Consider the following 13,283-nt stretch of genomic DNA (forward strand, 5'->3'; position numbering starts at 1 on the left):
AAGCAGCCAACACGGTCACCCCCGCCTGAGGTACTCCACCAACCTCAGCAACATCGCATCACATCCCTGCAGCTGTTCGACGCTGACGAATTCATCGGGCTTGTGCCCCTGGTCCATACTCCCCGGCCCGCACACCACGGTTGGAATCCCTGCCTGGTCGAACAACCCGCCTTCGGTGCCGAATGCCACCGTACCGAACGCATCCGAGCCACTGAGCAACGCCACCAGCCGCGCCGCCTCACTGTCAGCCGGCGTCGCCAACCCCGGGTATGCACTCAACGGTTTCAAGTGAATCGCACTACCGGTATTGACCTTGCGCATGCGCGGCAGCAGTTCGGCCTCGGCATAGGTTTGCAACTGGTCCGCCACCGCCTGCGCCTCGAACCCAGGCAGCGCCCGCACTTCGAAATCGAACACGCACTCCTCGGGCACGATGTTCAGCGCCCTGCCCCCGTTGATCACGCCGGTCTGCACGGTGGAGAACGGCGGGTCGAAGCGTGCATCGTGGTGTTCAGGCTGCGCCAGTGCCTCACCGATGTCACCCAGTTTGCCAATCAGCTTGGCGGCATACTCGATGGCATTGACCCCATACGGCGCATACGCCGAGTGGCACGCCGCGCCGTGCACTTCGCAGCGCATCGCCAGCTTGCCCTTGTGGCCGAGCACCGGCTTGAGTTCAGTGGGCTCGCCGATCAGGCACAGGCGCGGTTTGTGCGGGCGCTGCGCCAGCGCGGCCAGCATCGAACGCACGCCCAGGCAGCCGACTTCCTCATCAAAGGAAAACGCCAGGTGCACCGGCAAGCGCAAAGGCTGCGCGAGAAACGCCGGCACCGCCGCCAGCACCGAAGCGATGAAACCCTTCATGTCCGCCGTGCCGCGTCCATACAGGCGCCCGTCACGCTCGGTGAGGGCGAACGGTGGCAGCGTCCAGGCCTGGCCGTCCACCGGCACCACGTCGGTGTGCCCAGACAGCACCACCCCACCCACATCCTGCGGGCCGATGGTGGCGAACAGGTTGGCCTTGGTGCCCTCCGGGTTGTGGAACAGCTCGCAAGGCACGCCCAGGCCGGCCAGGTAATCGCGAATGAAGCCGATCAGTTCCAGGTTGGAGTCGCGGCTTGCCGTGGCAAAACCGATCAGCCGCTCCAGCAGCGCGCGGCTGCTGAACTCACTCATCGCCCGGCACCCCGTAGCTGGGTGCGGTGGTTGGGTCCAGGGCGCGGGTCACGTAATCCTGCATCTGCGGGCGATAGGCCTGCCATAGGCCATCGAGTACGCCGATCGGGTCTTCATCGGCCCAGTCCACCCGCAAGTCCACCAGCGGCCAGGTCAATTCGCCGGCGATCTTCAGCGCTGCCGAATGCACCGGCCCCGCTTCACCACCAGCCGCCATCGCCGCGTGCATCGCCGCCAACAGCCGATCCGCCAGGTGGCCACCGGCCTGTTCGAACGCCTGCACCATCGCCTCGATCACTGCCTGCGACGACAGCAGGTTACCGGCCGCCGCGCATTGCTCGCCCGCCACCGCGTTGTGCACGCCCAAGGCTTCCTTACCGGTGAACAGGGCCACCTGGCCCTGGCTGTCGATCACCGTCACCTGGCGGTATTCGCTCCAACCATTGGCGCTGAGCACGCGGTCCAGCGCCGCAGCAGGCGGCAACTGCCCCTGCTCCAGGGCATCGAGAATCTGTGGGCCAAGCGCCGGCAGGGTGATGTTCTGGGTGGCCACCGCGCCAACACCCGCCCGCACCCACGGGCAGCGGGCGCCCACGGCAATGCTCGACGAGCTGATGGCGATGCCAACCTGGCCGGTTTCCTGGCAGCGCCCGATGATGGAGAAGGTCATGGTGAAGCTCCTGTCGTTCTGTGCGATACAGCGCATTCTGGGCAGAACCTCCAAAGCCACGAAACCAACATTTTCCTGTGCCTTGGGCAGGAAAAAACTAAGGCCCCGAAAAGCCGTCGAATACGCCCCGAAACAGCCGCGCACCCCAGGTGAAGTGGGGCCTTCGCCGTTTTATCGGCAAGCCCCAGCTAAATACTATTTTCGCGAATTTCCGTGCATCCCTAGTCTGGCTCCAGGCAACGGCGGTCCTCCAAACCGACCTGACAAAAACCGCCTGAACAAGGGCTCGGACATGACACTGAACAACATCGAAATCGACACCCTCGTGGTCGGCGCCGGCCAGGCCGGCGTGGCCATGAGTGAACACCTGAGCAAGCTCGGCGTGCCGCACCTGGTGCTGGAGCGCAAGCGCATCGCCGAGGCCTGGCGCAGTGGCCGCTGGGATTCGCTGGTGGCCAACGGCCCGGTCTGGCACGACCGCTTCCCAGGGTTGGAATTCAACCTCGACGCCGACGCCTTCGCCGGCAAGGACCAGGTGGCCGACTACTTCGAGCAGTATGTGCGCAAGTACAACCTGCCGGTGCGCACCGGCATCGAGGTGAAGAAGGTGGTGCGCAACGCCGACCGCCCAGGCTTCACCATCGAAACCAACGAAGGCGTGATCCGCGCCAACCGCGTGGTAGCGGCCACCGGCCCGTTCCAGAAGCCGGTGATCCCGGCCATCGCGCCAAAAGACCCAGGCCTGCACCAGATCCACTCCGCCGCCTACTTCAACCCGCAGCAGTTGCCCGAAGGCGCGGTGCTGGTGGTGGGTGCCGGTTCCTCCGGCGTACAGATCGCCGAAGAACTGATGCGTGCCGGGCGCCAGGTGTACCTGTCGGTCGGCGCCCACGACCGCCCGCCACGGGCCTACCGCAACCGCGACTTCTGCTGGTGGCTGGGCGTGCTCGGCGAGTGGGACGCGGAAATCGCCAAGCCCGGCCGTGAACACGTGACCATCGCCGTCAGCGGTGCCCGTGGCGGCCACACCGTGGACTTCCGCGCCCTCGCCCACCAAGGCATGACCCTGGTTGGCCTGACCCAGTCGTTCGAAAACGGCGTGGCCCGCTTCCAGGACAACCTGGTGGACAACATCAACCGCGGCGACGAGAACTACCTGGCCCTGCTGGACGCTGCCGACGCCTACATCGAACGCAACGGCCTGGACCTGCCGCCAGAGCCCGAAGCACGCAAGCGCCTGGCTGACCCCGAGTGCATGGTCAACCCGCTGCAGCAACTGGACCTGGCCAAGGCCGGCGTCACCAGCATCATCTGGGCCACCGGCTACGGCGTGGACTTCAGCTGGCTGCAGGTCGACACCTTCGACGCCAACGGCAAGCCCCAGCACCAGCGCGGCGTCGCCCGGGAACCTGGCGTGTACTTCCTCGGCCTGCCGTGGCTGTCGCGCCGCGGCTCGTCGTTCATCTGGGGCGTATGGCACGACGCCAAGCATGTCGCCGGCCACATCGCCACCCAGCGCACCTACCTGGCCTACCGTGATCGCGAGCAGCGCAGCGCGGATGAGCAAGACCAACCGATCAGCAACGTCAGCACCTTTGGAGCCCACTGATGCCTACCCATACCCGCATCCGCATGTTCAACACCAAGGAAACCTACCCCAACCAGACCCTGGACAACGACCTGTGCCAGGCCGTGCGGGCCGGTAACACCATCTACGTTCGCGGCCAGGTCGGCACCGACTTCGAAGGCAAGCTGGTGGGGCTGGGCGACCCGCGCGCTCAGGCCGAGCAGGCGATGAAGAACGTCAAGCAGCTGCTTGAAGAAGCCGGCTCCGACCTGTCGCACATCGTCAAGACCACCACCTACATCACCGACCCACGCTTCCGCGAGCCGGTGTACAAAGAAGTGGGCAAGTGGCTCAAGGGCGTGTTCCCGATTTCCACCGGGCTGGTGGTGGCCGGCTTGGCCCAGGCCGAGTGGCTGATGGAGATCGATGTGATTGCGGTGGTGCCGGATCAGCAGTGATTTCTGGGCCCGGGGCTGCTTTGCAGCCCATTCGCGGGGCAAGCCCGCTCCTACACCCTCCCGTGTAGGAGCGGGCTTGCCCCGCGAAGCTTTTCAGAACTTGGCCAATTCCTCACGGCAAAACTCAACGAACAATTGCGCAGGTTTGGTCAGCTGCACCCGCTTCAAATGCGCCGCCGCCAGCCCCGACAACGCCACCGGCTCGGCAATGTCCAGCGTCACCAGCTTCTGCCCGTCGTAGGTGCATTCCGAATGCGGCTTGGTCACCAGCAGTGAAAACCCGAACCCCTGACCCACCATCCCACGCACCATCTCGATCGACGGCGAACTGAAAACGATGTTCGGCGTCAGGCCCATTTCGTTGAACAGGCTGACGAAATACGTGCGGCTCGGCGCCACGTCCAGCAGAATCATCGGCTCCGGGCACAGGTCGCGCAGCGACACCTGGGCCTGGCCGGCAAAGCGATGCTTCTCGGGCAGCAGCACATAAGGCTTTTGCGGCGGCATCAAGGGCTCGGCCTCGATGGTGCCGTCCAGGTCGTGATCGTACAGGAAGGCCAAGTCAAAGGTACCCGCCGTCAGGCCCTGGATCAGGTCTTGCTGTTCGCCGTCGCGCAGGCGAATGTCCACACCGGGGTAGCGCTCGCGAAAACCCGCGATCAGCCGCGGCAGGTACAGCGGCGCGACGGTTTCGAAACAGCCAATGTCGATTTGCCCGGCGACGGTGTCGTTGTCGGCCAGGGCGTTCTGCTCGAACTCGTGGGCCATCTGCAGCAGCGACTTGGTCTTGGCGTAGAAACGCTTGCCACTGGGGGTCAGCGACACGCCCTGGGCATGGTGGCGGATGAACAGCTGCACACCGAAACTTTCTTCCAAGCTCTTGATCGCCGTGGAAATCGAAGGTTGGGCGATGTACAGCTGGCGCGACGCCTCGGCAACGCTGCCGGCCTCGACGGTGGTGACGAAGTATTTGAGTTGTCGCAGGGTGTAGGAAGCCACGGGCACCTCGTGGGCGCCGTTCGCGGGCGCCTTGGAATTTTCCTGCCACTTTACCTTGCTGGCCGGTTGGGCGATGAAGGATTTGCCTATGGCTTGAGCATAGTTTTCTGTTGCCTGTTCCGGCCCTTTCGCTGTAGGAGCGGGCTTGCCCCGCGAAAGGGCCGGCACAGACACCCCCACACTCAATAACTGAAATCATGCCCCAACTGCCCCTGCATCCACTCCAAGAACCGCCTTACCCGGGGCAACTCTGCATGCCCCCGCGGAAACACCATGTGGTGGGCGCTGACCGGGCTCATCTGCTCGGCCCCGAACACCGGCACCAGGCGCCCCTGCGCCACATAGTCCTGGGACAGCAACGAGCTTTCCAAGGTAAACCCATAGCCATGGCTGGCGGCTTCAAGGCTCATGTACGACCGGTCGAAACTCAGCGCGAACGGCGCCTGGGGCAGCGACACCCCCTGCTGGGCAAACCACTGCGGCCACTGCACCAACGCTGACTCGGACAGAATCAGGTTCTGCCCCAGCAGGTCGGCAGGCTGCACGATCGGCTCACGCGCAAGCAAGGCTGGCGAAGCCAGTACCGTGGCGCGCTCATGGCGAATGGTGCGCACCTCAAGGCTTGGCCAGTTGGGGTAACCGTGGCGGATGTCCACGTCGATCTGGTGGCGGCCGAAGTGCAATGCCTCGTAGGAACACGACAGGTTGATCTGGATATCCGGGTGGCTGGTGCGAAACCGCTCCAGCCGCGGCAACAACCACAGCAGGCCAAAGCTTGGAGAAGAATGCAGGCGCAAGCAGTCGAAACCAACCGCACTGCCGGCCCGCTCGGTGGCCGTGGCCAGGCTCTGCAAAATGCCAGACACCTCGCGCAGGTACTGCTCCCCCGCCGCCGTCAAGGTCACCCCCTTGGCCGTGCGCAGGAACAGCGGCCGCCCAATCAACGCCTCCAGGTTGGCAATCTGATGGCTGACCGCCGAGGGCGTGAGGTTCAACTGTTCGGCGGCGCGGGCGACGTTGCCGAAGCGCGCCGCCTGCTCGAAGGCCTGAATCGCTTTCAGCGGCGGCAATTGCAAAGGCTTCTTGCCCAGGTCGAGATTCATCGCATTCCCTTGATGTTGCGGGCCTCGAACAGGGGTACACCCGGCCCGGTACTGAATTTTTTTCAGCATAGGCTGAAGCGCACTGCGTTGCCCAGCCCTCGCCCGGATACCAAGCTGTGCCCACAACAACAAGCAACCGGAGTACACCCATGCTACTCGAAGGTAAATTCGCAATCGTCACCGGCGCCGCCTCTGCCCGCGGCATCGGCCGCGCCACCGCCCAGGCCTTTGCCGCCCACGGCGCCAAGGTGGCCATCCTCGACCTCGACCTGCAGGCCGCCCGCGACGCCGCCGCGCAACTGGGCAGCGGCCACCTGGGCCTGGCTGCCAACGTCGCCGACGAAGCCCAGGTGCGCGACGCCGTGGCCCAGGTGCTGGCCCAGTTCGGCCGCATCGACGTGCTGGTCAACAACGCCGGCATCACCCAACCGGTAAAAACCCTGGACATCACCGGCAAGGACTACGACCGGATCCTCGACGTCAACCTGCGCGGCACCTTGTTGATGTCCCAAGCGGTGATCCCGAGCATGCGCGCCCAGCGCTCGGGCAGCATCATCTGCATGTCGTCGGTGTCGGCGCAGCGCGGCGGCGGCATCTTTGGGGGCCCGCACTACAGCGCCGCCAAGGCCGGCGTGCTTGGCCTGGGCAAGGCCATGGCACGTGAACTGGGCCCGGACAACGTGCGGGTCAATGCCATCACCCCCGGCCTGATCCACACCGACATCACCGGCGGCCTGATGCAGGACGAACGCCGCCACGCCATCATCGAAGGCATCCCCCTGGGCCGCCTGGGCGAGGCGCACGATGTGGCCAATGCCGCACTGTTCCTGGCCAGCGAGCTGTCCAGCTACCTCACCGGCATCACCCTGGACGTCAACGGGGGCATGCTGATTCACTGACACCGCTGCACCCCAAGGTTTCGCATCTGAGCCCCGCCACGGCGGGGCAATCGATAACAACAAGAGATCAGATCGACATGACCACCCTAGCCCTCGACGCGGCCACCGCCGCGCGCAGCAATGCCTATCGCAAGACGGCCTGGCGGCTGATGCCCTTTCTCATGCTCTGCTACCTGTGCGCCTACCTCGACCGGGTCAACGTCGGCTTCGCCAAGCTGCAGATGATGGACGACCTGGCCCTGTCCGAAGCGGTTTACGGCCTGGGCGCCGGGATGTTCTTCATCGGCTACTTCCTGTGCGAGGTGCCCAGCAACATCATCCTGCACAAGGTGGGCGCGCGGCGCTGGATCGCCCGCATCATGATCACCTGGGGGCTGATCTCGGCGCTGTTCGCCTTCGTCGAGACGGCCTGGCAATTCTACGTGCTGCGCTTTTTCCTGGGGGTTGCCGAGGCCGGCCTGGCGCCGGGCCTGCTGCTGTACCTGACCTACTGGTTCCCCTCGTACCGGCGGGCGAAGATGACCGCCTTGTGGTTCATCGCCATCCCACTCTCGGGCATGGTCGGCGGGCCGCTGTCGGGCTGGATCATGGAGCGCTTCGCCGGGGTGCATGGCTGGGCGGGCTGGCAGTGGATGTTCCTGCTCGAAGCCGTGCCCACGGTGCTGGTGGGCTGCCTGGTGCTGAGCTACCTGAAGGACGGCGTGAACCAGGCGCATTGGCTCAATGACGAAGAAAAGGCCCTGGTGCGCAAGGAACTGGCCGAGGACGAACAGCACAAGGTGCAGCACGGTTCGGTGGCCGATTTCATCCGCGACCGGCGCCTGTGGCTGCTGGCTGGCATCTACTTCTGCGTGGTCATGGGCCAATACGCGATCACCTTCTGGCTGCCCACCCTGGTGCGCAACGCCGGGGTCGCCGACCCGCTGCACATCGGCCTGCTCACCAGCCTGCCCTACCTTTGCGCAATCGCCGCCATGCTGCTGGCCGGGCGCAGCGGCGACCGCCACCGCGAACGGCGCTGGCACCTGGCAGTGCCGATGCTGGCCGGCGCCCTGGGCCTGACCCTGGCCGCGCTGTTCGCCAGCCACCTGAGCCTGTCGATTCTCAGCCTGTGCCTGGCAGCCTCCGGCATTCTTGCCGCCTCCTCGTTGTTCTGGATGCTGCCAACCACCCTGCTCGGCGGCGTCTCGGCCGCTGCCGGCATCGCCGCGGTCAACAGCTTTGCCAACCTGGCCGGGTTCTGCTCGCCGTTTCTGATCGGCTGGGTCACCAGCACCCTGGGCAACAACGCCATCGGCATGTACCTGATTACCGCCGTGCTGGTATTCGGCGCGGGGCTGGTGTTCCGCGTACCGGCCAGCCTGGTCAACCGCTAATTCCCCAAGGAGTCACACGATGAACACCGTACCCGCTACAACGGGTGCGCGGCCCCTGGCTGCGCGCGCCCACAACATCCGCCGCAATGCCCTGCGCATGGGCCAGGTCCAGGGCCAGGGTTACATCGGCCAGGCCCTGGGCGCCGCCGACCTGCTGGCCGTGGCCTACTTCCACGCCCTGCGGCTGGACCCAGCCAACCCCGAGTGGGAGCAGCGCGACCGCTTCTACCTGTCCATCGGCCACTACGCCATCGCCCTGTACGCGGCGCTGATCGAGGCCGGCGTCATTGCCGAGGAAGAACTGGAAAGCTATGGCTGCGACGACAGCCGCCTGCCGATGTCCGGCATGGCCGCCTACACCCCCGGCATGGAAATCACCGGCGGCTCGCTCGGCCACGGCCTGGGCATCGCCGTGGGCGCCTGCCTTGGGCTCAAGCGCAAGGGCTCGGCCAGCTGGGTGTACAACCTGCTGTCCGATGGCGAGCTGAACGAAGGCTCGACCTGGGAGGCGGCGATGTCGGCCAGCCACTGGCAACTGGACAACCTGATCGCGATCATCGACGTCAACAACCAGCAGGCCGACGGCCATTCCAGCGAAATCCTGGCCTTCGAGCCCATCGTCGAGCGCTGGCAGGCATTTGGCTGGTTCGTACAGCGGGTCGACGGCAACGACCTCGATGCGCTGGTCCAGGCCTTCGACCAGGCCCGCGCCCACCGCGCTGCACAACCCCGGGTCATCATTTGCGACACCCGCATGGGCAAGGGCGTGCCCTTCCTGGAAAACCGCGACAAAACCCACTTCATCCGTGTCGACGAACACGAATGGGACCTCGCCCTGCAAGCACTGGACGCCGGGAGCCACGTATGAACAGCCAAACCGCCACGCCAAAACGCCTGACCACCTCGGCAATGATCGCCTCCATCGCCGCCGAAGGCCAAGCCACCCGCCCGGCACCGTTCGGCCATGCGCTGAGCGCGCTGGCCGAGCAGCGCCAGGACATCGTTGGCCTGAGCGCCGACCTGTCCAAGTACACCGACCTGCACATCTTCGCCAAAGCGCACCCCAAGCGGTTCTACCAGATGGGCATGGCCGAGCAGTTGCTGATGAGCGCTGCGGCCGGCATGGCCCGCGAAGGCTTCACCCCGTTCGCCACCACCTACGCGGTGTTCGCCTCGCGGCGCGCCTATGACTTCATCTGCATGGCGATTGCCGAGGAAAACCTCAACGTCAAGATCGTCTGCGCCCTGCCCGGCCTCACCACCGGCTACGGCCCCAGCCACCAGGCCACCGACGACCTGGCGATCATGCGGGCCATGCCCAACCTGATGGTGGTCGACCCTTGCGATGCGCTGGAAATCGAACAGGCGGTGCCCGCCATCGCCGCCCACCAGGGCCCGGTGTACATGCGCCTGCTGCGCGGCAACGTGCCGCTGGTGCTGGACCGCTACGACTACCGCTTCCAGCTGGGCAAGGCGCAGGTGGTGCGCCCGGGGCGCGACGTACTGGTGATCGCCAGCGGGCTGATGACCATGCGCGCGCTGGAGGCGGCCGAGCAGTTGCACAAGGACGGGGTGGATGTGTCGGTGTTGCACGTGCCGACCATCAAGCCACTGGACGAAGCCACGCTGCTGGCCGAGGCACGCAAGCCCGGCCGGCTGGTGGTGACAGCGGAAAACCATTCCATCGTCGGCGGGCTGGGGGAAGCGGTGGCCGGTGTGCTGCTGCGCAATGGCGTGACGCCGACCTTCCGCCAAATCGCCCTGCCGGATGCCTTCCTCGATGCCGGCGCGCTGCCGACCCTGCATGACCGCTATGGCATTTCCACCGAGGCCGTGGCGCGGCAGATCAAGGGCTGGTTGTAACCCCCTCACTCGAAGGTTAGGTCATCCCTTGTAGGGCCGGGCTCGCCCCGCGAACGCCGGCAACGCCGGTGCCAGGCACCGCCCCGTATCTTCACGGGCGGTGCCACGGCCCGCCACTGGTGAAATAGGCCAGAACGTCTTTACTGCAAGGTAACGACCCGCAGGAACGGTGTGCGCCTATGAAGATCGTTGTCACCAGCATCCTCGTCGACGACCAGGCCAAGGCCCTGGCCTTCTACCACTATGTGCTGGGGTTCATGCCCAAGCACGACATCCCCATGGGCCAGCACCGCTGGCTGACGCTGACCTCGCCCAGCGACCCCAACGGCGTGGAGCTGCTGCTCGAACCCGATGCGCACCCGGCCGCCAAGGTCTACAAGGCCGCCCTCAAGCAGGACGGCATTCCCGCCACCTCCTTTGGCGTGCGTGACATCCAGGCCGAGTTCACGCGCCTGTGCAAGGCCGGCGTGGTCTTTACCCAGGAACCCACCCTGCTTGGCCCGGTCACCGTCGCGGTGTTCGACGACACCTGCGGCAACTTGATCCAGATCGCCCAGAAGCACTGAACCGGCCTGTGGCAGCCAAGGCTGCCATTCGCTACATTGCAGCTGTACCCGTGCGCCACAACAAGGAAAACAGATGCGCCACGAATTCAGCGAAGTGCTCAACGACCTGGTCGACTATTTCCTGCTGGGCGATATCCAGCTGCTGGACCGTTTCAAGCACGAAAACCACCTCTGCGATGACCTGGCCCATGAGTTCACCCACAACGACAGCGGCGACAAGGCCGTGGCCGAAGGCGTGGTGGTGCCGCTGGCCGGGGTCGACAACCTGCCCTACCACATCCTGTTCACCCTCGACGGCCTGACGCCGGCACTGCTCGAACCTGGCAGCCGGCTCAAGCACCGGCGCAATGGTTATGTGCTGCGGGTCGAACACCGCGCGGTGATGCTGTACACCTGGCGTATTCTGCAGCACTTCACCAACAAGACCCTGGGCGACCTGCTGGCCCGCTACCAGGTGCCAGGGCGGCCGATCATCGAGCTGGACAACGGTTGGTATGACGTCGAGGTGCTGGCCGGTGCGCTGATCCGCGACGGGCTGTATGAGCCAGCGTTCGAATTCGTGATGAAAAAGCGCTGGAGCCGGGGCGAAGCCAAAGGGGTGGATACCGGCTACGCCTTCAGCCTGCGCGGGTATTTCGATTGACACATGGGCCTGGCAACCTGCATATCCACCCCCGTAGGAGCGACCGCAGGTCGCGATAGGCCCACCCTGCCTACCTCGACTCAGGCATGGTTGATATCCCGGTCCTTGGTTTCAGGCATGAAGAATATCCCCAACACTGCCGTCATCACCGCAATCACGATCGGGTACCACAACCCGTAATAGATGTCCCCGGTCGCCGCCACCATGGCAAACGCCACCGTCGGCAGGAAGCCGCCAAACCAGCCATTGCCAATGTGGTACGGCAGCGACATCGAGGTATAGCGGATGCGCGCCGGGAACAGCTCCACCAGCCAGGCGGCGATCGGCCCATACACCATGGTCACGTAGATCACCAACAGGGTCAGCAGCAACAGCACCATCGGGTAGTGGATCTTCGCAGGGTCGGCTTTTTCCGGGTAGCCGGCCTCCTTCAGCGCGGTGCCCATGGTCGCGGTAAAGGCATCACCCTGGGTTTTCAGGTCGGCGGCAGCCAGGCTGCTGCCCTCGAAGCTTGGGATCACCCGCTCACCGATGCGCACCTGCGCCACACTGCCAGGCTCGGCAGCCTGGTTGGTGTAGGGAATCGCGCGCTTGGCCAGCAGGCTCTTGGCGATGTCGCAAGAGCTGGTGAATTTGGCCTTGCCCACCGGGTCGAACTGGAACGCGCATTGGCCGGGGTCAGCCACCACAACCACCGGGTTCTGCTCCTGGGCGACGAACACATCGGGGTTACCGTACTCGGTCAGGGCCTTGAAGATCGGGAAGTACGTCAGCGCGGCGATGATGCAACCTGCCATGATGATTTTCTTGCGGCCAATGCGGTCCGACAGGCTGCCGAAGAAGATGAAGAACGGTGTACCGATCAGCAGCGAACCTGCAATCAGCAGGTTGGCGGTCTGCGGGTCGATCTTGAGCATCTGCAACAGGAAGAACAGCGCATAGAACTGCCCGGTGTACCACACCACCGCCTGCCCGGCCGTGCCGCCAAGCAACGACATGATCACCACCTTGAGGTTGTCCCAGCGGGCGAACGACTCGGTCAGCGGCGCCTTGGACGCCTTGCCTTCGGCCTTCATCTTCATGAACACCGGCGACTCGTTGAGCTGCATGCGGATATACACCGAAACCGCCAGCAGCAGAATCGACAGCAGGAACGGCACACGCCAGCCCCAGTCTTCGAATACCTCGGTGCCCATGGCGGTGCGGCAGGCCAGGATCACCAGCAGCGACAGGAACAGGCCAAGGGTGGCCGTGGTCTGGATCCATGCAGTGAAGAAGCCGCGCCGCCCCTTGGGTGCATGCTCGGCCACATACGTGGCCGCGCCGCCATATTCACCGCCCAGGGCCAGGCCCTGGAGCAGGCGCAGGGTGATGAGAATGACCGGCGCCGCCACCCCTATCGTTGCGTAGCTGGGCAGCAAGCCCACCACCGCGGTGGACACGCCCATGATGACGATGGTGATGAGGAAGGTGTACTTGCGCCCGATCATATCGCCCAGGCGGCCAAACACGATGGCGCCGAACGGCCGCACTGCAAAGCCTGCGGCAAAGGCCAGCAAGGCGAAGATGAACGAGGTGGTTTCATTGACGCCGGCAAAGAAATGCTTGGCAATGATCGCCGCCAGCGAGCCGTAGAGGTAGAAGTCGTACCATTCGAACACGGTGCCCAGCGAAGAGGCGAAGATGACCTTGCGCTCCTCCTTGGTGATGCCGCGTTGGGGCGCGCTACTGCCCGTTGATGCGCTGTCGAGAACCGCCATGGGTTGCCTCCGTCTTGTTGTTATCGCAGGCCGGAGTACCTCACACCCATTTCACCGTCGCACCCAGGCCCGAGGGCTAGCATTGGTTGCGCGAAGCACGACGAAGCGCACCACTTCGAATCGCAGCAAGGTAACCTGAAGCATAATCGGCTTTGCCGGGATATCCACTGGCCAGCACGCCGGCAGTCCGGCCCCGGCACGCG

The 13,283-nt window shown here is 64.9% G+C and carries 13 protein-coding genes; 8 read left to right on the plus strand and 5 right to left on the minus strand.

The annotated features are described in order from the left end of the window. Positions 1 to 15 precede the first annotated feature (15 nt). Positions 16 to 1,176 (minus strand): acetylornithine deacetylase, encoded by a 1,161-nt coding sequence (argE, locus tag F3J45_RS03045; protein WP_167057154.1) that lies wholly within the window; start codon positions 1,174 to 1,176, stop codon positions 16 to 18. Next, a complete protein-coding gene (locus F3J45_RS03050) occupies positions 1,169 to 1,846 on the minus strand; it encodes a DUF1028 domain-containing protein (protein WP_167057158.1) in 678 nt (225 codons plus the stop codon). The genes argE and F3J45_RS03050 overlap by 8 nt, the downstream gene beginning before the upstream one ends. 292 nt (positions 1,847 to 2,138) lie before the next feature. On the opposite strand from F3J45_RS03050, the gene F3J45_RS03055 reads away from it, so the two are divergent. Both F3J45_RS03055 and F3J45_RS03060 read left to right on the plus strand, forming a co-directional pair. Beyond that, entirely contained in the window at positions 2,139 to 3,455 is a 1,317-nt protein-coding gene (locus F3J45_RS03055) for an NAD(P)/FAD-dependent oxidoreductase (protein WP_167057161.1), read from the plus strand. Beyond that, positions 3,455 to 3,871, plus strand: a complete 417-nt coding sequence (locus tag F3J45_RS03060) for a RidA family protein (protein ID WP_167057164.1) — start codon at positions 3,455 to 3,457, stop codon at positions 3,869 to 3,871. Before F3J45_RS03055 ends, F3J45_RS03060 begins: the two co-directional genes overlap by 1 nt. A 93-nt stretch (positions 3,872 to 3,964) precedes the next feature. Here F3J45_RS03060 and F3J45_RS03065 read toward each other — a convergent pair whose 3' ends face one another. Both F3J45_RS03065 and F3J45_RS03070 read right to left on the minus strand, forming a co-directional pair. Further along, positions 3,965 to 4,870: a LysR family transcriptional regulator gene (locus tag F3J45_RS03065; RefSeq protein WP_167057167.1), complete on the minus strand. Its 906-nt coding sequence runs from the start codon at positions 4,868 to 4,870 to the stop codon at positions 3,965 to 3,967. Between the two features lie 182 nt (positions 4,871 to 5,052). Further along, positions 5,053 to 5,973, minus strand: a complete 921-nt coding sequence (locus tag F3J45_RS03070) for a LysR substrate-binding domain-containing protein (RefSeq protein ID WP_167057170.1) — start codon at positions 5,971 to 5,973, stop codon at positions 5,053 to 5,055. A gap of 149 nt (positions 5,974 to 6,122) precedes the next feature. On the opposite strand from F3J45_RS03070, the gene F3J45_RS03075 reads away from it, so the two are divergent. From F3J45_RS03075 to F3J45_RS03100, 6 genes are all read left to right on the plus strand, one after another. Further along, positions 6,123 to 6,872 carry an SDR family NAD(P)-dependent oxidoreductase gene (locus tag F3J45_RS03075; protein WP_167057173.1) on the plus strand — a complete coding sequence of 250 codons (750 nt, stop codon included), beginning with the start codon at positions 6,123 to 6,125 and terminating at the stop codon, positions 6,870 to 6,872. Between the two features lie 77 nt (positions 6,873 to 6,949). Beyond that, positions 6,950 to 8,248, plus strand: coding sequence for an MFS transporter (locus F3J45_RS03080; RefSeq protein WP_167057176.1), 1,299 nt, complete (start codon positions 6,950 to 6,952; stop codon positions 8,246 to 8,248). Positions 8,249 to 8,267: 19 nt separating this feature from the next. Next, positions 8,268 to 9,116, plus strand: coding sequence for a transketolase (locus F3J45_RS03085; RefSeq protein ID WP_167057179.1), 849 nt, complete (start codon positions 8,268 to 8,270; stop codon positions 9,114 to 9,116). Next, on the plus strand, positions 9,113 to 10,111 hold the full coding sequence (locus tag F3J45_RS03090; RefSeq protein ID WP_167057182.1) for a transketolase family protein: 999 nt from the start codon (positions 9,113 to 9,115) through the stop codon (positions 10,109 to 10,111). The genes F3J45_RS03085 and F3J45_RS03090 overlap by 4 nt, the downstream gene beginning before the upstream one ends. A 179-nt stretch (positions 10,112 to 10,290) precedes the next feature. After that, complete coding sequence (locus F3J45_RS03095; protein WP_167057185.1) at positions 10,291 to 10,677, plus strand: VOC family protein; 387 nt, start codon at positions 10,291 to 10,293, stop codon at positions 10,675 to 10,677. A 73-nt stretch (positions 10,678 to 10,750) separates the two neighbouring features. Then, the gene (locus F3J45_RS03100) at positions 10,751 to 11,320 is read left to right on the plus strand and encodes a hypothetical protein (protein ID WP_167057189.1); all 570 of its coding nucleotides are present in this window, start codon (positions 10,751 to 10,753) and stop codon (positions 11,318 to 11,320) included. Positions 11,321 to 11,400: 80 nt separating this feature from the next. On the opposite strand, the gene F3J45_RS03105 is transcribed toward F3J45_RS03100, so the two are convergent. Further along, complete coding sequence (locus tag F3J45_RS03105) at positions 11,401 to 13,080, minus strand: MFS transporter (protein ID WP_167057192.1); 1,680 nt, start codon at positions 13,078 to 13,080, stop codon at positions 11,401 to 11,403. Between the last annotated feature and the right edge of the window lie 203 nt (positions 13,081 to 13,283).

It is taken from the genome of Pantoea sp. Ap-967 (assembly GCF_011752565.1).
GTDB lineage: Bacteria > Pseudomonadota > Gammaproteobacteria > Pseudomonadales > Pseudomonadaceae > Aquipseudomonas.